At 48.2% G+C, this 23,718-nt stretch carries 21 protein-coding genes and 2 pseudogenes; 5 read left to right on the forward strand and 18 right to left on the reverse strand.

Translation table 11 applies throughout. From position 1 onward, the window contains the following. Positions 1-15 precede the first annotated feature (15 nt). From ABVN44_RS06430 to ABVN44_RS06440, 3 genes are all read right to left on the reverse strand, one after another. Positions 16-1,212 (reverse strand): anaerobic sulfatase maturase, encoded by a 1,197-nt coding sequence (locus ABVN44_RS06430; protein ID WP_001519625.1) that lies wholly within the window; start codon positions 1,210-1,212, stop codon positions 16-18. A 103-nt stretch (positions 1,213-1,315) separates the two neighbouring features. Next, positions 1,316-2,809 carry a sulfatase gene (locus tag ABVN44_RS06435; protein WP_000754367.1) on the reverse strand — a complete coding sequence of 498 codons (1,494 nt, stop codon included), beginning with the start codon at positions 2,807-2,809 and terminating at the stop codon, positions 1,316-1,318. 20 nt (positions 2,810-2,829) lie between these two features. Further along, a complete protein-coding gene (locus tag ABVN44_RS06440; protein WP_000052612.1) occupies positions 2,830-3,594 on the reverse strand; it encodes an outer membrane protein OmpK in 765 nt (254 codons plus the stop codon). Between the two features lie 255 nt (positions 3,595-3,849). Between ABVN44_RS06440 and ABVN44_RS06445 the strand changes: the two are divergent. Continuing rightward, positions 3,850-4,022: pseudogene (locus tag ABVN44_RS06445) on the forward strand (IS1 family transposase); the annotation flags it as partial. Between the two features lie 14 nt (positions 4,023-4,036). Continuing rightward, positions 4,037-4,431: pseudogene (locus ABVN44_RS06450) on the forward strand (5'-nucleotidase C-terminal domain-containing protein); the annotation flags it as partial. Positions 4,432-4,548: 117 nt separating this feature from the next. On the opposite strand, the gene ABVN44_RS06455 reads toward ABVN44_RS06450, so the two are convergent. After that, positions 4,549-4,710, reverse strand: a complete 162-nt coding sequence (locus ABVN44_RS06455) for a hypothetical protein (protein WP_001658456.1) — start codon at positions 4,708-4,710, stop codon at positions 4,549-4,551. Positions 4,711-5,499: 789 nt separating this feature from the next. Between ABVN44_RS06455 and ABVN44_RS06460 the strand changes: the two genes are divergently transcribed. After that, positions 5,500-5,949, forward strand: a complete 450-nt coding sequence (locus tag ABVN44_RS06460; RefSeq protein WP_039517481.1) for a transcriptional regulator — start codon at positions 5,500-5,502, stop codon at positions 5,947-5,949. A 99-nt stretch (positions 5,950-6,048) separates the two neighbouring features. Here the strand turns inward: ABVN44_RS06460 and ABVN44_RS06465 are convergent, their stop codons facing one another. From ABVN44_RS06465 to ABVN44_RS06520, 12 genes are all read right to left on the reverse strand, one after another. Beyond that, complete coding sequence (locus ABVN44_RS06465) at positions 6,049-6,336, reverse strand: hypothetical protein (RefSeq protein ID WP_000839833.1); 288 nt, start codon at positions 6,334-6,336, stop codon at positions 6,049-6,051. Between the two features lie 38 nt (positions 6,337-6,374). Further along, positions 6,375-7,220, reverse strand: coding sequence for a DsbA family protein (locus ABVN44_RS06470; RefSeq protein WP_000291393.1), 846 nt, complete (start codon positions 7,218-7,220; stop codon positions 6,375-6,377). Between the two features lie 64 nt (positions 7,221-7,284). Beyond that, positions 7,285-8,016 carry a fimbrial chaperone BcfG gene (gene bcfG / locus ABVN44_RS06475; RefSeq protein ID WP_001135034.1) on the reverse strand — a complete coding sequence of 244 codons (732 nt, stop codon included), beginning with the start codon at positions 8,014-8,016 and terminating at the stop codon, positions 7,285-7,287. After that, positions 7,982-8,500 (reverse strand): fimbrial protein BcfF, encoded by a 519-nt coding sequence (locus ABVN44_RS06480; RefSeq protein ID WP_001243233.1) that lies wholly within the window; start codon positions 8,498-8,500, stop codon positions 7,982-7,984. Before ABVN44_RS06480 ends, bcfG begins: the two co-directional genes overlap by 35 nt. A gap of 15 nt (positions 8,501-8,515) precedes the next feature. Further along, a complete protein-coding gene (locus ABVN44_RS06485) occupies positions 8,516-9,061 on the reverse strand; it encodes a fimbrial protein BcfE (RefSeq protein WP_001082038.1) in 546 nt (181 codons plus the stop codon). Continuing rightward, positions 9,062-10,069, reverse strand: a complete 1,008-nt coding sequence (locus ABVN44_RS06490; RefSeq protein WP_000701245.1) for a fimbrial protein BcfD — start codon at positions 10,067-10,069, stop codon at positions 9,062-9,064. Then, entirely contained in the window at positions 10,070-12,691 is a 2,622-nt protein-coding gene (gene bcfC / locus ABVN44_RS06495) for a fimbrial usher BcfC (protein WP_048349004.1), read from the reverse strand. It lies immediately after the preceding gene. 4 nt (positions 12,692-12,695) lie between these two features. Continuing rightward, entirely contained in the window at positions 12,696-13,382 is a 687-nt protein-coding gene (bcfB, locus tag ABVN44_RS06500) for a fimbrial biogenesis chaperone BcfB (RefSeq protein WP_000739906.1), read from the reverse strand. A 100-nt stretch (positions 13,383-13,482) separates the two neighbouring features. Beyond that, entirely contained in the window at positions 13,483-14,025 is a 543-nt protein-coding gene (locus ABVN44_RS06505) for a fimbrial protein BcfA (RefSeq protein ID WP_023232154.1), read from the reverse strand. A gap of 429 nt (positions 14,026-14,454) precedes the next feature. Continuing rightward, positions 14,455-15,159, reverse strand: a complete 705-nt coding sequence (locus tag ABVN44_RS06510) for a winged helix-turn-helix transcriptional regulator (protein WP_000738619.1) — start codon at positions 15,157-15,159, stop codon at positions 14,455-14,457. 280 nt (positions 15,160-15,439) lie between these two features. Further along, positions 15,440-18,436 (reverse strand): hypothetical protein, encoded by a 2,997-nt coding sequence (locus ABVN44_RS06515; RefSeq protein ID WP_023232155.1) that lies wholly within the window; start codon positions 18,434-18,436, stop codon positions 15,440-15,442. A 92-nt stretch (positions 18,437-18,528) separates the two neighbouring features. Then, on the reverse strand, positions 18,529-20,628 hold the full coding sequence (locus tag ABVN44_RS06520) for a glycosyl hydrolase family 18 protein (protein ID WP_023232156.1): 2,100 nt from the start codon (positions 20,626-20,628) through the stop codon (positions 18,529-18,531). A gap of 380 nt (positions 20,629-21,008) precedes the next feature. Here ABVN44_RS06520 and ABVN44_RS06525 point away from each other — a divergent pair, with 380 nt between their 5' ends. Both ABVN44_RS06525 and ABVN44_RS06530 read left to right on the forward strand, forming a co-directional pair. After that, positions 21,009-21,452, forward strand: coding sequence for a transcriptional regulator (locus ABVN44_RS06525; RefSeq protein WP_000860681.1), 444 nt, complete (start codon positions 21,009-21,011; stop codon positions 21,450-21,452). A gap of 16 nt (positions 21,453-21,468) precedes the next feature. Further along, a complete protein-coding gene (locus ABVN44_RS06530; RefSeq protein ID WP_001068132.1) occupies positions 21,469-22,002 on the forward strand; it encodes a glycoside hydrolase family 108 protein in 534 nt (177 codons plus the stop codon). 60 nt (positions 22,003-22,062) lie between these two features. Here ABVN44_RS06530 and ABVN44_RS06535 read toward each other — a convergent pair whose 3' ends face one another. Beyond that, positions 22,063-22,407, reverse strand: a complete 345-nt coding sequence (locus ABVN44_RS06535) for a phage holin family protein (RefSeq protein ID WP_000026889.1) — start codon at positions 22,405-22,407, stop codon at positions 22,063-22,065. Positions 22,408-22,533: 126 nt separating this feature from the next. After that, complete coding sequence (locus tag ABVN44_RS06540) at positions 22,534-23,481, reverse strand: LysR family transcriptional regulator (RefSeq protein ID WP_023232157.1); 948 nt, start codon at positions 23,479-23,481, stop codon at positions 22,534-22,536. Positions 23,482-23,718 lie beyond the last annotated feature (237 nt).

Here is a 23,718-nt window from a genome sequence, read left to right on the forward strand (position 1 = left end):
GTTCCTCCTTGAGCATTACTTAAAAAAAACAGACCGGATCTCCGCCGGTGACAGGTTATTTACGTAAAGGGTTTTCATCGCTTTCATCATCGGCGCGGTATGAGAGAAAAAGCACTGATAGCCGGCACAAAGATAGTTTTGCTTCATCGGTCCGCAAGCCGAAGGCAAAAAGCGGTGTTTAGGGCAACCGCCATAACAGGCGAATTGCCACGGGCAGGTATGGCATTCCTGCGCCATCGTGCGGCTTTTATCGAGACCAAACTGCTGGTTTTTCGCGCTATTATTCATCTGACGTAGCGGCGTGTCGTTAATATTGCCGAGCTTATATTGCGGGTAAACGAAATGATCGCAGTTATACACATCGCCATTCATTTCCATTGCAAAAGCGCTACCGCAAACGGGCGCAAAAACGCAAACCTGAGGGGGGAGTCCACACCATGCCGCCAGCGTTTGTTCAAAGAGTTGAATGCCGATATCACCAATATCTTCGCGGATCCAGATATCAAAAATGGCATTCAGGAACTTTCCAAACTGTAATCCGTCCACTGACCAGGGGGTTACTGCGGTTTGCTCGTCCTGCGGATGCGCCAGCATTCCGTCTTTATTTGCTGCTCTTTCCACTAGCGGAATAAACTGCATATAGCGGCTGCCGATAGATTTCAGATACGCATAAACCCGCTGTGGGTGCAGCATATTGCTCTGACTCACCACCGTGAGAGTATTAAATTCAACGCCATGACTCGCCAGGCATTTTATCGCCTGTTCAACTTTATGATGGGTAGGTTGCCCTGCGCGAGTTACCCGCCATTCGTCGTGCAGCGCCGCATCGCCATCAATCGAAATACCAACCAGAAAGTCATGCGCCCTGAAGAATCTCGCCCATTCATCATCAATCAGAATGCCATTGGTCTGAAAAGTATTAACGATGGCTTTTCCATTAGCATAACGTTGCTGGAGCGCTACCGCCTGGCGGTAAAATGGCAGCCCCATCAGCGTCGGTTCCCCACCCTGCCACGCAAAAATCACTTCATCCACATCCTGCGCCGCAATATGCTGTTGCACAAACAACGCCAGCGTTTCTTCCGTCATCTTGTAATGGTTTTTTCTATCGGGATAGAGCATTTCCTTTTCCAGATAGAAGCAATATTTACAATCAAGATTACACACCGACCCGGTCGGTTTGATCATTACCTGACAGCTTTTCCGTTGCATATTTTCCGTATCCCTAAAATAAAAGAACCTGACTCAGCACGAGGGCGCTGAATCAGGCGGGCAGAGCCCTAAGTGGCATACTTAATTTTTTATAATTATCCTTTTAGCCCCAGGTCACCGGCGTTGGTTTGTCGCCACGGGCTTTCATTAATGAGTCGTTATCGATGTCCTGTTTCATTTTCAGGAACTTGCCATACAGCTGTTTTTCAATTTCAGGCTGTTTGCCAATTTGGTTCAGCGTTTCGAACCGATCTTTTTTCAGGTTATAGAGATATTTAGGTTTATTCTGGCGATCGATGATCATCTTCCAGTCGCCGTCGCGGATCGCCCATTCATCGGTCGGATCATCCTGGAACGGCATATCAATACCGAAGATCAGCGGCTTATTACGTTTTAACGTTTTCTGCTCCAACAGCGGAACCAGCGATTGCCCGTCGTATGTACGATCAGTAGGCAGTTTGAAATCCATCATGTTCGCCAGCGTCGGCATCCAGTCCAGACCATACACCGGCGTATCGGTAACGACGCCCTGTGGAATGTGTTTACCGTATTTGATAATTGCCGGAACGCGAATACCGCCTTCCCACAGGTTATCTTTACGTCCGCGCAGACCGTCAGTCTCGCCTGCGAGGTTCAGCTCGTAGACTTTACGCGCTTCACGCGTCACCGGGCCGTTATCACTGGTGAAGATGACAATGGTATTATCTTCTTCCCCCATCGCTTTAATTTTATCCAGTACTTTGCCGACTTGCGCATCCATATAGCTGATATTGGCGTAATATTCACCGGTACCGCGCCACGGTTTATCCGCCCAGTCGCCGTAGAACAGATCGGGATGCTGCTTCTGGTATTCGCTCATGTATTGTGAATACATATCAAGGTATTTTTTCGGCGAGGCCAGCGGGCTGTGAACTTCCGTAAAGGCAACGTATAAGAAGAACGGTTTGTCGTCTTTCTTGTTATCTAGCCAGTTCACCACTTCAGAACTGACAAATTCGCCGCTGATGCTATCGGCACGATCAATATGTTTGCCGTTACGCATCCAGCCGGTTGGGTGGACGACGCCGTAACGCGGGCGCTCTTTGGCATTATCCAGCGTAGCATCGGTCACAAAGCCAGCCGGGTTCACCAGCGAGTAATCAAAACCTAACTCTTTCGGCTGCGGCTGATCGGTACGATCGCCCCCGGCGTTGAGATGCAGTTTACCCATCATCGCGGTATCGTAACCCTGCTGTTTCAGCAGATTGGCTATGGTCAATTCGTTACGTCCAATAGAAACATTAGTACCTTCAGGGATCCAGGAGCGTACACCGGTGCGGAAGGGCATACGGCCTGTTAACATCCCGGCGCGGGAAGGAGAACACAAAGGAGCCGGCGCATAGTATTCAGTGAATTTGACCCCTTCTTTCGCCAGGCGGTCAATATTCGGGGTTTTCACTATCTGGTGACCGTAAGTCGCCAAATCACCATAGCCAAGATCATCTGCCACAATAAAAACTAAGTTCGGGCGTTTTTCGGCAGCCGCGTGCACGACAGATAACGTACTTGTCGCACAAAGCGCCAGTCCAATCATGCTGGCAATGACTGTTTTTTTCATTTCAACTCCTTTGATTTTATTTAAAATGAATATCCGACCATATAAATCATCTGGTCTCCATATCCGTCATAACCTAGTTTGTTCGCGAAATAACGATATGTCACAGTAGCTTTCCAGCGGGGATAAAATTTCCATGCCAGTGTTAATCCACCATTTAATCCATTTCGACCGAATTGCTGCTCCGTATAAGCGTCATTTCTATCTAGTTCGATTTCATTCCAGTCAGATAAAACAAAATCTTCACCAAATAAATTAAAATTATAGGCTGCAGTCCAGCCAATAACATAGCCATTCCAGCCGCTTGTCTGCCCATATTTCTGCGAGACATAATCACCAGATTGATTATGCAGACCAATATAGGGTTTGAAGAACCCCCAACTCCCGCTCCAACCTAAATACCCCGCTCCATAAAACATATCGAGGTCATCGCCCCATGAGTTATCCCATTGACCATATATCTTACCGAAGAAAGTATAATCTGAATCAAAGAGTCGTACATGAGTCATGGCAGAAACAGTATGATTTCTTCCAGCAACCGCGTGATTTAACACGTTGCTTTCAATAAATGAATAGAATTCTGCCTCTTTGAAGTTGACACCAAAGTCAGCAGTTACTTTCCACACCTCCCCACGATGTACATTGACGAATCCACTATTCCAGTCAGCATAACCGGCATTAATTGATCCAAATGAATTCTTATATTCCAGTGCATGTACAGAATGGCTAAAAACAGTAGATATTGTAAGTAAGAGACTAAATAATACTGTTCGCTTTATCAGAGACATTGAATATATTTCCCATAGTTATATTTTATTCATCAATGAATATGTTTTACTCCGGTGTCGAAGTTTAACCAAATCTAGTTATAGAATAGTGATATAAATCTCACATCACGCAGGATAAAATTATTTAAAAATAATGTGTCGAGAAATGTTTTTTTATAAAAAATAACTCAATGTTTATTATTAAATCAACACTTCATCTTTTTAGGTCATACCGCAGATTTAGTGTTGTACTAAGCTTTACCTTTTGGATAACTGATAGCAAAGATTGATGTGATTTGCCCCGCTGTTCCGTAACTCAGGGGGTGATCCGAACGGTCATTTCCCCCTCAGGAGTGCAACTCTATCGCTGTAAGCAATACCTGAAAACCTGCCAGCTCAGCCATCACTACAACGGTGCCCTCCATCACACCATTATTGATATGACGATGATTACCTGATGGTCGATGTTCTGAGTATGTATCCTTTTACTAACGACGTAATGAACGTGGAAGTTAGCGGTAACGATCTGAAGGCGATGATGTCTCATGCAGCCGATCCGAAGAACGGCATGCTGCATGTGTCGAAAACGGCCAAATTCAAACACTACAACACAAAACCGCTGGGACAGCGTATTGTCGAATTTGATATCAAAGGTAAACAGGTCGCAGACAAGACATTCAGTACCGTCGCGCTGACTCCTTTATCGGTAAAGGCCGTGGCGGATTTGACTTCACGAAAGGTAAAAATGTCAAAGACATTAAAGGGCTGTAAACCTCGCAGGCAATTGCTGATTATATGGAACATATCAATAACATCGTTCCGGATCACACCATGCGTGTTGACGACATCAGTAAATAAAACAACTCTCATGCGGTCGTTACCCGGTGGCGGCAGATTGATATTATCTTCGCGGAAACGATAATTACCGTTGTCAAAAACCAGAAACTCCACGATACCCGGTTCGCTGCTTTCAACTCAGACACCAGGATAAAGGCTTAACGGCGCGGTGCCATAAGGATTAAGGGTAATAACGGCATGTGTATATGTATTGTCCTCACGAATTTGGTCGAGGAGCTGTTGGTATATGGCGTTATGGTTTTGCACCATCGCGTTATCGGTATCAATTTTCTGATTCATCGGCGCTCTTGGTGCAGGCATGGCGAGTGAGGACTGTTGGTTTACATACATAATGCTCTCCAGACTATACGTTATGAGACTTCTGCAATGCAGAGGCAATTTCTCTGCCCGTCCAACGTAATATTCCGAAGATGTTCAGCATAGTTATCATGTATAACGCAATAACAAAAAAAATCATAAAAATATTTTATATCGCCATCTTCTCATAAAATTTCATCCTGAGAAAGCAAGTCATCATCGAATATTTATTTAGTTCTTTTTACCTATATCCTATAGCATCCATAAGACCGACCAATAGGCCGAAATAAACGTTATACCAGGTAACATAAATTATCATTCAAGCACATAAAAATGCTTAACCTAAAATCATAGCACCACTTAATAAAATTAAGCATAAACGGTGGCAAAATATTATTTTCATGTCCTTTTTTGTAACTAACCGCATTTTCAAATTAATGAATCACAACAGACAGTTCTCATCAACTGAATAAAAAATAATGATATAAATATTATTTACCGCTCAAAAACATGGTTTGAGAATCCTTAAACGACACGTTATATGCATACCTCATTAAATATTGATAAAACAGAATCAACATGCTTATAGAAAGAATACAAAAACAATAACATTTATTTCACTTAAACAATTTAGCCAATTTAATGACAGTTGATTTTTCAGGCCTGTCGCCCCAACCTATCCTTGCTCATAGCATAGCGGACACGTTGCAACGATGCTGACTATACGGAACAAGTGGGATGTCATGGCCTGAAAGCACAAATGGAGTAATCATGAGACAGCATAAAATAAATAATGAGTTTATTTACAATGAATCATTAAGGGAAATCACGTCCTTGCGCAGCAATGCAGCGTTCAAAATGACATTTATGCGGGCCCGGTGCCTGAGCTATTTAATAGGAAACGCACATCAGGAATTGATTATCCGTGAAGGTGTCGCGTACGCAGTTTGGGGAGAGCGAAGTCAATTTGTTAGCGATGCTAATTTGACGCAACTTCTTTATCTGCTGCGACGAGATTTACAACAAATCGGGCTTTTCGAACTGTTCGTTACGCTCCCCAGACAGGGGATAAAAATCGATGAAAGATTTATCATTGACGCTGCTGACATACCGCCACAAGCTATTCAATATCATACTCACCGATGTAATAAAATTATATCCATTGGTATTCCCACTCTTTTTTTATTGATCGTGCTTTTCTTTTTAGCGCCGTTTATCTGAAGATAAAGTCTGTAGACCGTGTCCCGGGAAGGTGAGAACATTTTTCATAATATCCTCACACGACACTGACGGGACACCATCTGCGGTCTGCTACGCGGTTCAGTCATAGACAATGCGTAGCACTGTTAATTGCTTATCTTCATCCAAATAATCTCGTTTTACCGTTGCATGAGGAGACGATATCGGCGTGATAATATTCTCGACAATAATATAACGTTCAACTCCCTCTTTATTATGGCATTGAATTTCTAAGGTTCCCACGTCATTCCAGCAGCCTGCCTCAACAACCGATCCCATAAAATGAATCTGAGCGGTCGGTTTCGCTGTCCCTTCATGAACGATAAAGGAAAGTAAAATCACCGGTATGACGCAACGCATAGACTTCATTTTACTTTCACTCCTGTGCGTTCTCCTCTGAGCGAATATCACCCCTTCGCTTTCTGAATCGCCATTTGCAACATATCCTGAGTCGTGCTTCCCGGGATCACGGTCACCCGTTTTACATCACCGTTTTGCGTCTGAGGCATGACGACAAAAGCAGGCGTGCCGCTAAAGTCCATATGCTGCGCCAGTGCCTGGTTAGTGAGGAGCGCATCATGTACTGCACCGCTGCTTTGCGCTTCTTTTACGGCGGCCAGCTGCGTCGGCGTTAGATAATGTTGCGCCAGGGTATAGACATCGTGTTCCGTTAACGCGCCTTCCACCTTCCCTGTGGCATAAAGCGCATTATGCCAGTCGAGATATTTCGCCCCGCCCTGGGTAAGCCATACCTGTTCGCCGACTCTGGCCGCCAGTCCGGATACCGGCCAGCGGGAGGAAAAAATAGGAAACTCTTTGAAAATAAACCGGGTATCCGGGTTCGCCTTAATCAGGTTTTCGACCACAGGCGCCATTTTGCTGCACCACGAGCACTGGTAATCAAAGAACATCACCACCGCCGCTTTTGCCTCGTTGGGCCCAACGGAAGGACTGCTGCTGCTGAGCAACTCAGCACGATACTGTAATGCCAGTTGAACATACGCCTGTTGTTGCGCAATCTGCTGACGCTGATGCAACGTCTCACTGGCGGCGACCAAAAATTCCGGATGTTCGGCCAAGTACGTTGCCACCACCTCTCCCACTTTATCCGGATGACTGACGATGTAGGCTTCCGCCGTCGGGCCAATTTGCGACGTCGGGGCAGAATCGGCGGCGATTGCCGAGGCGGATACGGCAACGCCTGCCAACGTCAACATCGCCAGTCGGGAAAGTTTTAACGCGTGATAATACATAATAAAAGTCTCGTTCGATAAGATCGGAAAGCCTCCCGCTATCGGGAGACGCCTGAAAAATAGGTTAATGAATACGCGTCAGATCCACGGTTTGCGCTGGCATTACCCGCCCATAGTCATTAATACTTTGCCAGCGCACAGTGCAGCGAACCGTGTGCCGGCACCAGTCCGTTTGACGCGTTGCAAAGGGAGCCACAACCCCGGCATTGTCCTGGGCGCGCTCGTTAGCGCGTAATAAAAAGAGCGTAACGTAATAGGGTGTCGGATTGCGTACCGTCGCGCCATCGGGGGTAAGCGACCAGATCAGATGCCGGTAGGCCTGCTGCGGATTGCCAGCGAGTCCCTCAGGGCGATAGAGCAATTTTAAAGCCGAACGAAACGCCATTTGTACACGGTTCGCTTCCGGTTTACCGGAGGGAATAGCGGCGATACTCAAGGTAAACAGACTTTCCCTGTCGGCGGGTAGCGGTCCGCCGGTATAAACCACCCGCATTGAGTTTTCCTGGCGCGCTGAAAGCATAAATAATGGCGGCGTGACCACGAAGGGCGTGATATTCCCTTCGTTTTTGGTTCCAGGCCAGCGGCCACCAGGTAAAATATGCGTATCAATTAACCAGGACGCTTCTGAATGGTTACTTACCGGTACGCTTAATGCCGGGGCGCCCGCATGATAGATAAAGCGAGTACCGCCAATTACCACGCCAGCCTGCGCCCATGATATGGGAAGCAAGCACCAATATATCGCGCAGCGTAAAAAGAACTTATTCATAGGCAAGAATGAAGGTTGCGGAGGCATTGGCGTCCCCGGGCGTTATCTTGCCGCCATCGGCAAGATAACGCGCGTAAAATTGCAGATGCGCCGACGCCTGGCCCGGACTGAGCGTTACCACATCACTCTCCTGCCCCAGTGGGATTAAGGTTTTATTTTGATCATAAAGCGCAATCCCAATGCCTGAAGCGTCGCTTTCCCCTGCGGTAAGCGCCAATAAATCCGTATTACGACTGTCCGCCGCACCGCTAAAACTGACCGTTACGCCGCTGGCAGTGCTGCCGCAGTTTTGTAAATCGATAGCAAAAGGTTGCCATGCGGAACCGTCGCCTGCGCGATAAAACTGCCGTTGAGAAACCGCGCCCATCGCCACGTTAATATTTTCCGAGCCTGGAGAGAGCGAACACGTATTGTCCGTGATGGTTCCGGAGACATAGACCCGGCCATCGTGCGCCTGGACGCCGGATGCCGCCAGCAGCATCCCGATGCCGTACAGGATATCGTTACGCATAATTACGATGGCTCCTCATTCATACTGCATATCGAAATACATGACCGCCGTCGCGTTCCCGGACGTGACCGTCGGCCGGGTCGATTTATAGCGAATATAAAAAGACAGCGTGTTGCGTCCGGCTTTCAACGGATAGACCACCGAGTCGGCATTATTGATACTGATGGTATCCTGATCATCATTCAGAATTTCCACCCCAACCCCGCTTGCTAACATGTTTCCGCTTCCCATTCCGGTATCGGTTATCGCCAGTAGCGCGGGATTGTCCGGATCGGGTTCGCCGGTAAACCAGATCTTCGCCCCGGCAATTCCTCGGGAACAATTTTTGAGGTTGATATTAAAGGGCTTAAATTTTGTCGTTGTTCCTGTCGAAGGAAAATCGCCAACCGCAAACTGTCCTAAATCAATACTTTGACTGAGGCTGGAGATATCTATGTCGCAGGTTTGCGCCACAATAGTGCCGGTAAATTCGAGGTTATAAGCGAGGTCGTCAGCGCTGGCATTGATTTGCGGACACAGCATTAGTCCCATGGCAAAAAGAGCGCAGTGTGATCTGTTCATTTAGTCAAAGTCCACTCGCAGGCTGGCCAGTGCGGTAAATGCCCCTTCCGCAGGCGTTTCGCCTGTTGTACTTACCGGGTAGGCTTGCAATGTGATGTTAGCGCGTCCGGCGCTATCGGTGATAAAAGGCGCGACGCTCTGTACATCATTGGGGATAAGCGCGTTTCCTTCATCGGTTTCGACCACTACGCCGACATCGGCATTATCCGAAGCGATAGCCTGGGGAAAGTGGCTATCCGGCGTAGCGATAAGACGCATTGTTAAATTGACCTGCGAATCCAGACCGCTGCACTTTACCGGTACGCTGAATTTTTTCGCTCGTACCCCCTCCGGCTTTTGGCCTGCATGGTTGAAATTGCCGCTGTATAATGCGCCGAAATTCACCAGAATCGTTTGTCCGGCGTTGATTTCGCAGCTTTGCGGTACGGTCACCGTTCCACTATAAAGAATGCTGTATACGACATCTGTCAGCGGATCGCCTGCGGCGGTCATGACATAAACATTGAACATAGTCTTAGGACTAATATTCACCGTGCCGACGAACGGTTTAACAATTTTGAGCTGAAACTCCAGATTTGAGTCACGAACGTAAAACGGTTGACCCGCTTTCACATTTTCATCATATCCCATCAGAACGTTGTTCATTGGCGGATAGATATCGCCCGCCGAAGAATCCTCAATTCGCATTCCGCCTTCCAGGTAGTCCGGGTCCAGCTTTAAATATTTCCAGTTACCGCTCGTTTCTACGACCGGATATGGCGACACATAGGAGCGATAAGTCTGGCTATAGGTCGACGCGCCGGCGGGACACACCGCCTGTACATTAACTTCCTGGCTTTTTTCCAGTTGAACCGTCTTTCCCACCTGGTTTTGTTCTGCCGTCAGAGTGGTCGTTAAATCGTAATTAATACTGGAAGGCACGCCGTTAACGTTTTTACACACGTCTGCGAAGGCGTACTGCGATACGACACTTCCCGCCAGCAGAGCAAATAAAAGAGGTATTTTCATTTAATGACACTCCGCATGTTGTCGACTCAGAATCTGACGGGAGGAAGAGAGATGATAGGACGCGACGCACTGTTGATCCGGCAGGTTCCCCCAGCGAACGTGCAGAACGCCTTGCGCTGACAACCCGGAAAGATAGACCTCCCCGGCCTCGTCAACAATCGCCTCCGCATGGCGATCATTCACCGTCACCGTTGCGCCAAAGGGTACAGGCTTACCGTTATGATTCAGCGTTACCAGGGCACGCGCGCCAACCCGCGCTTTAAAGCTGGCCAGAACCAGCGCGCCTTCGGTCGGCACAACGCGAGTCACCGCGTCATCAATATCGACATCATCAGCCATGGCGTTAACGTCCAGCGCCATACGGTTTTGGCGATATGTCGTCGCATACGGCACCACCGCATAGCCACGCGCGTCCGTATGAATACCCGGCTGGTCGACAACGCCGACATTGGCTGCGCCCGGCGCGGCAATCAAAATATTGGTATTGCCCAGCGGCTGGCTTAGCGTCACTCCATGCGTGTGCGCCACCAGGCCGCCGCTCAGGCCATAATTCACCTGCTGGTAATCGCCGTTATCGCTAACGTTATAGCCAATGTTGGCGTTGCCTTTCGCGCCATCGTATTCCAGGCTGGCGGCGCCGCTTTCGCCAATACCGTGATTCTGATAGCCTTGCTGTATGTTGTAACTAAGATTGTTTTCGTCCAACAGTGTGCCGCTAAGGCCCGCATTCTGCGTAACGTTATGCTGTTTGTCCGTACTGGTGCTAAAGGTAGCGTAAACATTGTGATGGCGCGTGACCTCATCATCGTGTTGCAGCCATTGACTTAGCGGCACCGAGATATTCAGCGCGAAAATTTGATCGCGCTCCGCATCGCCTGCGGATTTGTTATTGTTGTAAGAAACGCTCCATGCAATACCCGCCAGCGTATCGCTGTATCCCACCTGCAACAAAGAATCCTTTTCATCAGTGTGCCAGTAACTTTGCTGACTGCCGGTAATAAAAAGCGATCCCAACCCGCCTAGCTGTTGATTGATATCGAGTTGTACTTTCCCCCTCCTGGTATAATAAAGATTGTAATAATCCGCCCATTCCGGCCTGCTTTTATCGCTGTCAGTCCGACTGTCATCGTCATAGCCGCTCATCCGTTTCCACGTGGTATCATCCAGCGTGTAAAAGCCCGAGGTTGAATAGCGATAGCCCATAAGCTGTAAATTGGTTCCTGACTGTGCAAGCGATTTGGCATACAGGAAACGCAGCGATTGCCCCTGGTAGGTGTTATTATCCGCCAGCGTACTGGTAGCCTGGGTGACATCCAGCGACACCGCGCCCCAGTCGCCCAGATTTGCGCCGCTGCCGATCGCCAGCGCGTGATAATGACTGGAAAGTTGTGTTCCGCCATACAGCGTAAAACCATGCGGTAACCCCCATATCAAGGTCGCCTGACTGAATTTCACCTTCTCTTTTTGACTACTATCGCTACGATACTCCGCCACCGTCGCCGCATACTTCAGCCGCCCTTCTCGTTGTAGAATCGGCACGGCGGAATAGGGCACGTTATAGCGATTAATAGAACCGTCGGACTCTTTGACTTCCACAGTCAAATCGCCGCTGGCGGCGGTGGGATAGAGATCATTAATAGTAAATGCCCCGGGCGGCACATAGCGCTGATTGATGATGTAGCCGTTTTGCCGAATGGTCACTTGCGCGTTGCTTCTGGCAATGCCGTGAATGGTCGGCGCGAAGCCCTTCATGCTGTCTGGCAACATATTGTCGTCAGACGCCAGTTGTAGCCCGCGAAAAGGAAGGCTGTCGAATAATGCGGAGGGGGTATAACTATCGCCTGCCGTCAGTTCTCCCTGCAAAAAGACCACATCACGTTCCAGATAAGTACTGATGTGCTGCCAGTCGCTGTCGCTATTCTGATCGCCGCTATTCGCGTTCCATGTGGAGTAGTCGCGTAACCGCCAGGCCCCCAGATTAAGGCCGCTATTCAATCCAAGAAAATAGCTGTTCTCCGCACTGCCGCCTGGGCTCCGATCCTGACTATTCGCGCCGGTAAAGGTGTAATTCAATAGCAACGCATTAATACCTTCATCCCAGTATTGCGGTGGGATATAGCCTCTGGCGCTGGCAACCATCGCCGCCTGCGGGATGCTAATGTCGAGACGTTGCTGCGCAAAATCAAAGCGGGTCCGGGCGGCCGGTATCGCACTGGCGAGATCCGGACAACTTCCCGCCGCCGCCTTCGCCAACAGTGGAAACGCCCCGGTGTTTACTCCCATATTTTTAAGCATTTCAGGCGTCAGGCAGGCGCGTAATCCGCTGTCATCGGTGGGCGCGCTTTTTCCCGTCGTCTTCACCGCCTGGAAGGCAATGTCTCTGGTCGCGAGAAACGTATTGTTCAGGTAAACGTCAACGCGATACATCCCCGCCGCCTGGGCATTACGGGAAAAGGTAGATAGGTCGGCCACCGCAGACGGGTCGTCAGACAGAAATGCCGGGTTGAAATAGTTTTCCGCCCACCCCGGCGCAGGCGCCAGTGCGATAGCCAACGCCAGCGGGGTTAATACGGGTTTAGTTACGCTGGAGTAATATCGCGTCATGAAAAGCTGATTACGCATAACATCATGAAGCTGGACAAACGCGTGCTGGCGTCGTTGCGCCAAAATCGTTTACCGTGCGCAAAGATACCTGGCCGGGCGTCGCCGGGAGAGTGATCGCGCCTTTCGGCGGTACCATAGTATTCGGCAGTTTTTTCCCCGCGCTGTACAGTTCAACCATCGAAACGTAGTACGGCGAAGGGTTAGTAATCGTTAGCTGGCCGCGCTCGTTACGGCAGCGAAGCGTCGACGGGGCATGAGCTGGCGCCTCCGCCAGATTTTTCGGGCGAATAAATAGCTTAATCACGCTTTGCGTCGCAATTTGCAGGGAGTTGCCGGTCAATTTATTTTTATCGACAGAGGGTATCGCTTTACTGTTTAAATAAAATACGCTTTCGCGATCGGTCGGTAATGACGGCCCGACATACATAATACGTAATATATTTTCTTTTTTAGGCTGGATCACAAAGAGAGGCGGCGTAATGATAAAATCCGTCGAGCGTGAACCATCGGCATTGGCGACCCATGACTGAATTAAAAAAACATTGCTGGCAGAAGAATTAATAATCGGCAAGGAGGTTTGCTTACTTCCCTGCGGATAAATCACCCTGGTCGCGCCCAGCGCAATGCCTCCCGCCTGCGCGGCAAACGACAGGCCGGCCGCCGACAGCAGTAGCAATAATCGAAGGAAAATCGGTAAGTTTTTTTTCATCTGCGTAATATCCTGATGCCGTCGGTTTGTTACGCGCAGTGACGCGCGTAACGCCCCTTTCTCGCCTCCCAACAGACGAGAAAAAAATCCCGATAAGGAATCAGGAATAAACCATGCTAAATGTCGCCGTCGCGGTAACATTACCGGCAGTCGCCGTACCGGTAGCGATATAATCCACGCTAAGCGGAACAACGTTTTCGCCATCGTTCAAGGTAACAGTACTGGACGATTCACCGATATTCAGCGCCTGGCCATCTGGTCCATAAAGTTGTAATGCCACATTCGTCGCCGAACCTGCCCCAGCGGTATTCGCCAGCGACCCCGGCTGGTTTGCGTCCTGTTGGCCATTAAAAATCACCGCCGCATTCTGGCTGGTCTGAGTATCGCAGTCTTCCAGTTTAATGGTGAAATCTTCTTTTTGATTCGCCACCATACCGGCCTCGGTTAATTTACTGGCGCGAACCTGGCCTAATGTCACGGTCTGATCGACAGAGTCAGCGGAAACAGAACAGGCGGCGTCAACGACCTGTCCGACAAAATTTACCGTACCGCCAGTGACGGTTGTAGTATCCGCTTGCGCGGTGGACAACATTCCGCCAAAGGCAATTGCAGAGACCATTAATGCTAGTACAGGCTTTTTCATTCAAGCTCCTTTTAAATATAAAAATGAGGGTAATCAGATTTTTTAACGAAACGGCTGCTGATATTTCTTCACAGCAATATCACGACTTTTTCTTATGCGAAAAAAAGTGTCTTCTTGTTCTGATATAAATGTCAGAGGCAATAAAACAGCCACTCAACGTCGTGAGTTAATCTTTACGTTATAATGAGATAACGATGTTATTAATTATTAGCAAGCCAACGGCAAGTTGCAATCATCGACATTTGGTTTTATAGGACCAAGCATAACTTATTGTTTTATATTAACTTTACACCAGTCGCTCGGCCTATCTCCTTTAGCCATATTGACTTTTTAAAAATAATCTTCATAACAACCTTCAGTAAAACATTCTATTAACGATATCAGGCAAATTCAGTCGAGATATGTAAATATATCGTTGCGTATAGTACATTAATACGCCACTGGCAGTTTTCCGAGCGCCGTCAGCCGCCCATTATCAATATGAATATACCCGCCTTTTTTTAGTTCAGACAGAATCTTCATGGTCCGACTGCGCGATATCCCGGTACGCCGTTGAATAAAATTCAACACGATAATGCTTTCCCGGTAGGCCTGTGGATAAGCCCAGATTTCAGTCAGCAGCGCCCGAACTTTCAGATAAGAATCGACGCCGACTAATTCACGATCGCGCGCGCTCATCACCATCAGACGGTAAGCCAGACAACGGGCCACGTCGTGCCACAAATCGCATTCATCGGCGATTTTTATAAAATCCGGCAGGCGAACAAATCTACCGGTACAAACCGTTTCTGCGAGCAAAAAGTGTTCCGGTCGCGCGGGGACGTTATAGGTAGCGCCATAGCTGTCAACCATACCCACGACCGATGGCGCAAACGATGAAGATATATGGAGTCGTTTGTCATTATGACAGAAAGAAACAACGCCTGACTCCAGTAATACAATGTAGTGTTCATCGTTTGCCTGTAAATAAAACTCATCGCCGATACCCAGCGTAAACGGTTGACCAAATGGCAACAAGGCCGAAAATAAGGCATCAATCGCCGCGTGAGGTTTAGCCTGCTGAGAAAAAAGAAAAGAGTGTAATGAATTCTCATTATTATCTTTAGCAAAAGCGTCGTTCATCATTTTTTTCATTAACGGTTGTCTACTCAATGTAGCGCCACAGTATAACCTCTCAAAAATTACTTAAATTAATAATAAATAACATCACTATGCAGTATTTCTGTATTCACAACGCACTAATACGCAATATTTTTAAGATTAAGACAATTCTTAATACAAAATGATTACAGAAAATTAATAACGAATTACGCATAAAGAATGAGAGGTCAGGGGGCGCAAGAAAAGAGATTCGAAAGAGCACGCCTTCGAATCTCAAACTAATAGTCCAGATTAATGCAAATAAGCAGTGATATTATCTGAAATAGCGTGGAGCAGCATAATACTCTACCATTTTATCCGCCAGCCAGCCGCCGTCTTCACCGTTAGAATGGATTGTCGTAATACTGATAGTAGAACCACCGCCCCATAAGATCGAAAAGACGTTAAAGTCCGGTAGGTTCAGCGCCTGCATCTGGCCCCAGTCATACCCTTTATCTTTACGTAAAAAGTCGCCGACGGTCGGGACGCCGTAAGTCGCGCTATTTAAGGCCGTATTGAGTAGCTGCAAAGAGAGCGTGTCAGGATCGCTGCCAATGCGGGCGTCACCCATAAAAAAGGTTCCGCCGGATGCAAAGTGCGCAGCGCTGATTTTACTGACGCCCTCTTCTACTGTAGGCATATGGCCGCCTGGGATTTGCCACAGCATGGCGGGCGTCAGCAGCGCTTTCGTCACCTGTTTGACCATCGCCAGGTAATTAAGCCAGCATGTCGCATTCCAGCCATAGTGGGCAAGCGCATCAGGACTGAAACAGTCACGCTCAAATTTATCAAACGCAATAAAGTCCGGCGCATATTCTCCGCTGTAAACGCCCAGTTCATGAATAAATCCGGCGATCGCCTGCCCTTCAGCTACCGGATCAGCGGTATCGCGCAGCACCCAGTCCGCCGTTCCTGTCGCCCAGACATTCGTCTGCCAGCCAAAAGCCACATCCGGGGCAAACTGACGAACAAGATAGTTCACCGCCTGAATATAGCCGTAGAGATCGTCGCTAAACGTCGGCAACGAAGGCGCGATAAAGCCAGCCATCGCCGGTAATGCTTGTATCGCCGCCGCCAGTTGGGCATTCACCGGCACACTGTTTTTTTGCCGTACTACGGTATAGCCATACGGTCCTTGCTGTAGCGCCCCGAGAAAATCCGGGTTAAGCACAAAGGTGGCCGGGACAGGATGCGTCTCATCTTTGTATGACTGCGCTGCCAGACACTGGGTAATAAAGTTACCAAAATGGTTACGTAGCTTTTGCGCATCCTGTAAATCCGCCAGCGCGCTACCGCCGCTGGCATTCGCGGTATAAATGACCATTACCGGCATGACGCTACGCCCGGCTTCTTTTTCTATCTGGCGCACCAGCGCAACGGTTTTATGGATCGGTAACGTCGCGTAATCCAGAAAACCATCCCCGTTCACGTCAACCTCCGCGGCCGGGACCGGATCGCCGCCGCCGTCAAAACCATCGTATTTAAACAACGCGCTAAACGGTATATCGCGATAAAGAGAAACCGTCTCTGGCGCGTTAACCGTCACGCCGCCATGAGCAAGGTAATCAGGCCAACCTTTTACCTGTAGCGTCACGCCGGGCAGAAACTCCAGCGCCACATGGTTGACCTTTTGCAACAACCGTAGCGGCCCGGCCTGTTCACAGCGCCACGGCACGCTGTCGATGAAAATGTCGTCCGTCTGAACATCATACAGCCCGGGCGCAAAGCGTAATGCCAACGTCTGCCGATCGCTGCCGCTCTCCAGCATTAATGAGTATTGATATTTACCGCTGCTGAACAGATAACGCTGCGGCGCGACGCCATCGGGCAGACCCAGTATAGTGGCATCCACCGTCACGAAACTCGCCGTGTCGAGCGCTGACTGTTGGTAAGCGACAGCAACCTCGGCAACCTGCGCCGCAGCAGGGATAAACCCCGTAAGCTGTATGGGGGCCGATATAAAGCGGTTATTAATCATCGCAGGCTGCAGATTGACCGTATAATGATGCCCCGCCAGTAGCCGGGTGATTAACTGCGGTTGGTTGGCGATCAGCGTGACGGTACGCTCATCCGCTTGCGTAGTATCGGCGATATCAACGGTCAATTTCGCATGACCAAGCGCAGGGGCGTCAATCATCAGACGCGCGCTGGCATAACGGACAATTGGCAGACAGGATACCTGGACCTGCGCGGCGGCACCGCCGGATTGCAGCGTAACGGTAAAAGAGGACTCGACTGGCGCGATTTGCATCTCATCATTCGCCAGTACCGGTACGGTAAGCCGATACGTTCCTGCGCTAAGATCGCTTATTGTCAGAACCTCTCCCCACTCACCGACAAAGCGCCGGGTTTCGCCGGCAGGAAACAGCAGCTCAATCGCCGGTTTGAGCGCCACGGTCTGCGTCATGGCAGGAAAATGAACACAAATTTTTCCCTGACGGGCAGGGTCATGGGCCAACGTCGCGCTCAAATCGCTGATGGCAACTGGCATCTGCGTGGCAGCCAGATAGCACTGTAATTCGACGGTATCCCCCGCCGCCAGCATCAGCGCGCCGTCATGATTAATGGTGATGGTATTCTTCTCGATGGGCCATCCCCCATCGCTGGCCAGCGTCACGGCCTGATTCCCCAGCATTGTTCCCTGAAACGGACTGTAGGGATCGGGGTGCGCGCTGGCCGTAAAATTCAGTTGAAGCTGATTGAGATCTACCGCCTGAGCGTAGAGGTTGGTCAGCGTAAAGGTGACGCGTTGATACCAACTCGCGGTATTCAACTCGCTAACGTTAAGCGTAAGGCCGCGTTCCTGAAGGTCATTGTCCTTTTCCGGCACATCGGGTTCGGCGGGTTGTTCGTCTGCGGCGGGTATCGCTGGCGTCTCCTGATCGGATGGGGTTTCAGACTCTGCGTCTTCGGATGACGATGACGCCAGCGTCAAGGTGATGGCGGACATTTTTACCGGCACCTGCGTCGCCGCGAGGCTGAAAGAGAGCGTCCCGCGTTCGCCCGGCTGAAGAAGTAATGCATCGCTGTTATTAATGATGATGTTGTTAGTTTCCAGCGTGCCATACGAACTCTCATTCAGCGTAAGCGGCAGGTTCCCTTTGAGCGTACCGCCGCTATTTCCCCATGGATCGATGTGCCCGGAAGCCGTGAATGATATTGCGGCATGGTTCATATCGACCGGATTACCGCTCTCATTGATGAAGGTTAAGGTGATTTTTTGATACCAGCTGTTGACGTCAAATGCGCTGGCATGGATGGAAATGGTCATGGTCTGCTCTTCCTCTGTCCCTGGTGGAGAAAAGCCCCGGTAAACCGGGGCTTGAATCATGAAGCCCAATACATCGTGCTTAATGCCGTGTATTAGTAAGCGCCAAGATCGGTCCATGCACCGCCGACACCGCAGTTCAGGTCAGGCTGGTCGCCCATAGACCACCATTTCACCTGATAGTTATGGCCTTTCCAGCTAACGATTTCGAAAGAACCCCAGTTTGCGCCATAAACGGTAGAAGCATCCCACTGCGCGTAAGGTGACGTTTTGTCATCTGCTGACGTATCATCCTCAGCCGGCGTGGTATCTTCTTCCTCGTCCGGTACAGGAACGATAATCTCTTCTTCCTCTTCCGGTTCCGGTTGAACCTGAGATAGCGCAGGCACAGCCGTCAGAACAAAGCGCTGTTGAGAGGACGGTTCGTTGTAGCAGTCGCGTACAAACAGGGTGAACTGGAAGGCTGTTTTTTCGCTAACTTCCGGTACCACAACCTCAATGATTTCAGCCGTTTTGTCTGCCACAGTGATTTGAGAAGGCACGCCCCAGCTAAAGGACAGCTCATCGTTATCTTCATCAGAAGAACCTGCGCCAGACAGCTGTACCGTAGATCCGCCTACGACCAGCAGTTCAATCGCCGCTTTCGGCGCGTGGTTGACCTTCTGCGCGTCGTCGCTGTCGCTCTGCTCTTCATCTTTTTCTACATTGATACCTTCAAAGTAGAACGGTTCCATATCGATAACTTCAGATTCGATTTCATAACCCAGACCTTCACGCACGGCGTTAACCAGCACGCCGTTGTCCTGATCGATAGTCCAGGTAAACACGCCGCCCAGGCCCAGTTTCGCTGCATATTCGCCTTTTGCTTTGACGGTACGCGGCGTATCCAGGGATAAAAACAGTTTGGATTCCGGGCTATACAGGTAGTCAGCATCAGCGACCTGGTCGGTGTAAACGTTGAAACCGTTACGGCCTTTCTGGTTTTCCAGATCCAGGTAGCTATAAATGACGTCATACCATTCGCTGGTACCGGATTCGAAGGAACCGGTAGTAACGCCAGAACCTGGGTTGTAAGAACCTTTCAGCGGCGACAGGGATTCAATTTCTACCTGACGAGCGTTACGGGTATAGCCGGCATAACCGATGTTGATACGGTCAGCGGAGAAACCTTCCGCCAGCAGGTGATCAACGATAGTTTCGACAGCCCAGCCGCCCTCTTCCAGCGCTTTGCGGTTAGTGTGGTGGCCCAGCGTTTCCGCCCACGGCGTACCGAAGAAGTCATAGGTCATCAGGTTGATGCCATACAGGCCGGCAGCCATCAGATCTTTTACTTTCGCATAGTCAAAAATAGTAGTGACAGCAGAAGCGGCAATAGAGATTTTCACATTGCTCAGACCCGCGGAATCCAGCTGTTTACGCAGTTCGGCAATCAGCAGCGCGTAGTTAGCGCCATCTTCCGGACCAAACGGGTTGCCCGCCCCTTCATTGTTCGGGTATTCCCAGTCAATATCCACTTCGCTGAACATCGGGAACTGTTTGAACAGTTTCACCACGCCTTTGGCGAAGGTTTTACGAGAAGAGTCAGAAGCGGCGGTTTCGTGGAACCCGTTACTCATGCTCCAGCCGCCGATACTCATGGAGAGCGCCAGCGTGTGACCTGCGGCTTTCGCTTTTGCCTGCATATCACGCAGCGCGCCCAGCATACCTTTGGCGTTAGCCTGGGTCACGGTTTTCGGATCAACATCCCAGCCGCTGGTTTCAAAACCCAGGTTGATATAAGACTGGAAATCGCCCCACGGATCGAGGAAGGTCGGCTCATATTTCACTTTGCCGCACTGTGCTGCCGCTTCTGCTACGACGTCGCGGTCTTCTTTATCAATTTTTCTGAAACCGGTGATGCCAACAAAGCCGAAAATCAGTTTGTCATAAGCCGTCGGTGAAACGTTGGTTAAATCATAACCACGGCCCGGTTGGGACATATTGCCTTGCAGACGGCTGTCATACTGTGACCAGTCGGTGTAATAACCGAATACCTTCGGTTTAGTCGTGGAATTTTTATATTTATTGTATACCGGTTTCGCAACACGAGCGGAAGTATAGCTTATTTTATCATCGCTTGTTGCAGGGTCAAAACCATTCGCTGCATGAGTAGTTTCAGTAATTGTATCGCCTTGAATCAGTTTGCTTGTAGCCATTTTCAAATTTCCTTTTACGTTTCAAAATTGTCGCAGCTCGTTCTGCGGGGTCCATAATCGTTACAGGCATAAAAAATAGCTAATCACAAAACATCATCTTTTTAGATGATATAAAAATCATAAAAATGAGGTTAACAACACCGTCTATCGAAGAGAAAACAATACCTTTCAGCGCCCGCTTACTCCGTTCTGGTGAGAGCATAGTAAATATCATTTATCATGTAATTAAATATCATTTAATTTCAATGAAATAATGTGATTACACTCGCTATAGACAATGACAATACAATAAAACCAGTGACATTTATTGGATTAAGACATTTCTCATACAATATAGTCACCACAGACAACCAGGATGTACATTTCTAAAGGAAGACGTTATGAAAACTTATATCATTAATAGCAACTGCATTTACAATGAAGGTAAATATGAACTGAGGACGGTCTCAAATTCACAGGTTATTAAAATGACTGCGATGAGAGCCAAATGTCTCAGTTTCATCATCGAGAATGCTCATCTGGAGATTATCGAGCGACAAAAAATAACCACTGCGTTATGGGGAAGTCGAAGCCACTATGTTAATGATGCAAATCTAACGCAGATTCTCTATTTGATCAGACGTGACCTTAAAGCGCTTGGTATTAACGATCTTTTTATTACCATTCCAAGACAAGGTCTCAAAGTGAATAGTGATATCGCCATTATCGCGACGGATAGCGAAACAAAGGGAAGAAAAAAACAGATTGTACGGCAAACCATCGCCGCCCTGACGACCGTATTTTCAGTAACGTTAGGTTCTCTCATGTATCTGCATATTCACTAAGCGAAGGAAAGGGAAGATGAATCCAATTATAGATGGAATTATTGCGCTTGAAGGCGGTTACGTATTTAACCCTAAAGATAAAGGCGGCGCCACCCATTGGGGCATTACCGAAGCCACGGCGCGAGCGCATGGCTATGCTGGCGATATGCGGGATCTGACCCACGCTGAAGCCTACGCGATTCTCGAAGAGGATTACTGGATAAAACCAGGCTTTGACGTCATCTCGACGCTATCGTGGCCAGTCTCCTTCGAGCTGTGCGATGCGGCAGTCAACATAGGCGCTTACCACCCCAGCGCGTGGCTGCAACGCTGGTTGAACGTCTTTAATCACGAAGGTAAACGCTACCCGGATATTCATGTGGATGGCAATATTGGCCCGCGGACGCTTGCCGCTCTCGAACATTATTTGGCCTGGCGAGGCCAGGAAGGGGAAGCCGTTTTGGTGAAAGCCCTCAATTGCAGTCAGGGCACGTACTACTTAAACGTTGCTGAGAAAAACCACAATAACGAACAATTTATTTATGGCTGGATCAAGAATAGAGTGACCTAGACCCGGCTGAAAAAAAACGCGTAAAAGGCTCACGGATGAGCCTGATACTGCGAATGATAATTAATCTGAATTATTTCCTTCGATAATTTTTTTAATCCGCCGCCCAAGAATTTTTAAGATCGGACTCGCGAAAACACCGCCTAAGCCTGCCGCCAACAGAACAATGTTGAAACTGCATTCTTTTTCGATTGCAATCGCGCTTAACAAGAAACTGGTGAAGCAGGAAATCACGATCTGCGTTAAGCAATATTTAATACTTTCATGAGAACTATTATATTCTGTCTTATCTTTGCGTAAAAGATAGCTGACAAAGCCTCCCCACGCGCCAATCGAAATAATAGTGAGTAAGATCTCTAGCTCCAATAGCACAACTTCCGTTGTCGACACATGGTTGGGAATAGACATTTTAACACTCCGAAATCATTATAAATGAATAATTAACACAAGGAGTGTAAGCGCCCTGTCAGAAGGGTAAAAATCAAAGCACATCATTTAAAACCATATTAAATCAAAGCGTAAAAATGAGGTGTATTAGCGACGGAAGGAGGAAAGCGTTTGTAACATACTTACCATCTCATTAATCGTCGATATATTTCTACTATTTTTATTCCAGGATGCATAGACCTGAACTGACTTCAAAGCCAGTTCGGGCGGAGGCTGAATAAATTTAATGTCATATTTACGATGGTTTTTATAAAAAAGCGCTAATTTCAAAGGCATCAATGCAATCAATGAGGTTCGTTCGATCATGCTCATCAAACCATTAATCGAATCACTGCGATAGCCGACAATACGCCTGCCAGTATAGTAAAGCTCATCCTTAAATAACTCGCTATCATGATATATCACTGAAGCCCCCATCCCCGGCTGATATAACGCATGACGCGAAGAATAAAAATGATGTAGCGACAGTTGTGAGAGGGTACTCAGCATGTGTTTACTGCTACAGATACAAACAAATGATTTAAAACTATCAATAATTTGATTCTCTATGCCGGACTCCAGCAAAGGTTCGGCACTAATCAACAGATCGCCTTGCGCAGTAAACAGAAGTTCGCTGATATGCTCCCGACTCATATTTCTGACAGTGAAATGATTTATCAAAATACGGTCAAATATATCGCTGTTATAGAGCTGAGAAAGATAATAGCTTTCAACAATATCACTGCCTAATAACGTTATCTGGAACGCTTCATCTTTTTTGCTATTACAGAGAAAGGTGTCATCCACCAGTTTCATCACCTGACTGAAATTTTGGTGAATGTCGACAGCCTTAGCTGTGGGGATGAGCCCGCCTTTCCCTCTGCTAAACAGTTCTTCCGGGTAATAACTCTGCAGGCGCTTTAACGCCAGAGAAACGGCAGCCGGTGTAATGCCTAACTTTTTTGCCGCCATAGCCGCATTTCCTGACAAAATAACAGCGTCAAGAATTTTGATTAAATTATAATCAAAGCTCTTGTTGGCACCTTTCGATCCCATTCGCTGTCTGCCTCCGGAAACTAAAAAAAGCAATATAGATAATACTCAAGATAAATCAATTCACAGCATCTAAAAAAGCAATCATTAATGTCATCACATCACGTTTTTTTAAAGAATAAGCGTATACAAAACTGCTGATTAACATCAATTTGTTTATCAGTAAAAACAAAATATCAACAAATGAGAGGATACGATGCGTTTAACAGAAGCCTGGGCGCGTACAGACAGAAAAAAGCC

The sequence above is a fragment of the Salmonella sp. SJTUF15570 genome (assembly GCF_043357055.1).
Taxonomy (GTDB): domain Bacteria; phylum Pseudomonadota; class Gammaproteobacteria; order Enterobacterales; family Enterobacteriaceae; genus Salmonella; species Salmonella enterica.

Coding starts and splice junctions, on each gene's coding strand:
- ABVN44_RS06430 (WP_001519625.1), bottom strand. CDS start 1,212: ATGCAACGGAAAAGCTGTCAGGTAATGATCAAACCGACCGGGTCGGTG.
- ABVN44_RS06435 (WP_000754367.1), bottom strand. CDS start 2,809: ATGAAAAAAACAGTCATTGCCAGCATGATTGGACTGGCGCTTTGTGCG.
- ABVN44_RS06440 (WP_000052612.1), bottom strand. CDS start 3,594: ATGTCTCTGATAAAGCGAACAGTATTATTTAGTCTCTTACTTACAATA.
- ABVN44_RS06455 (WP_001658456.1), bottom strand. CDS start 4,710: ATGAATCAGAAAATTGATACCGATAACGCGATGGTGCAAAACCATAAC.
- ABVN44_RS06460 (WP_039517481.1), top strand. CDS start 5,500: ATGAGACAGCATAAAATAAATAATGAGTTTATTTACAATGAATCATTA.
- ABVN44_RS06465 (WP_000839833.1), bottom strand. CDS start 6,336: ATGAAGTCTATGCGTTGCGTCATACCGGTGATTTTACTTTCCTTTATC.
- ABVN44_RS06470 (WP_000291393.1), bottom strand. CDS start 7,220: ATGTATTATCACGCGTTAAAACTTTCCCGACTGGCGATGTTGACGTTG.
- bcfG (WP_001135034.1), bottom strand. CDS start 8,016: ATGCCTCCGCAACCTTCATTCTTGCCTATGAATAAGTTCTTTTTACGC.
- ABVN44_RS06480 (WP_001243233.1), bottom strand. CDS start 8,500: ATGCGTAACGATATCCTGTACGGCATCGGGATGCTGCTGGCGGCATCC.
- ABVN44_RS06485 (WP_001082038.1), bottom strand. CDS start 9,061: ATGAACAGATCACACTGCGCTCTTTTTGCCATGGGACTAATGCTGTGT.
- ABVN44_RS06490 (WP_000701245.1), bottom strand. CDS start 10,069: ATGAAAATACCTCTTTTATTTGCTCTGCTGGCGGGAAGTGTCGTATCG.
- bcfC (WP_048349004.1), bottom strand. CDS start 12,691: ATGCGTAATCAGCTTTTCATGACGCGATATTACTCCAGCGTAACTAAA.
- bcfB (WP_000739906.1), bottom strand. CDS start 13,382: ATGAAAAAAAACTTACCGATTTTCCTTCGATTATTGCTACTGCTGTCG.
- ABVN44_RS06505 (WP_023232154.1), bottom strand. CDS start 14,025: ATGAAAAAGCCTGTACTAGCATTAATGGTCTCTGCAATTGCCTTTGGC.
- ABVN44_RS06510 (WP_000738619.1), bottom strand. CDS start 15,159: ATGAAAAAAATGATGAACGACGCTTTTGCTAAAGATAATAATGAGAAT.
- ABVN44_RS06515 (WP_023232155.1), bottom strand. CDS start 18,436: ATGACCATTTCCATCCATGCCAGCGCATTTGACGTCAACAGCTGGTAT.
- ABVN44_RS06520 (WP_023232156.1), bottom strand. CDS start 20,628: ATGGCTACAAGCAAACTGATTCAAGGCGATACAATTACTGAAACTACT.
- ABVN44_RS06525 (WP_000860681.1), top strand. CDS start 21,009: ATGAAAACTTATATCATTAATAGCAACTGCATTTACAATGAAGGTAAA.
- ABVN44_RS06530 (WP_001068132.1), top strand. CDS start 21,469: ATGAATCCAATTATAGATGGAATTATTGCGCTTGAAGGCGGTTACGTA.
- ABVN44_RS06535 (WP_000026889.1), bottom strand. CDS start 22,407: ATGTCTATTCCCAACCATGTGTCGACAACGGAAGTTGTGCTATTGGAG.
- ABVN44_RS06540 (WP_023232157.1), bottom strand. CDS start 23,481: ATGGGATCGAAAGGTGCCAACAAGAGCTTTGATTATAATTTAATCAAA.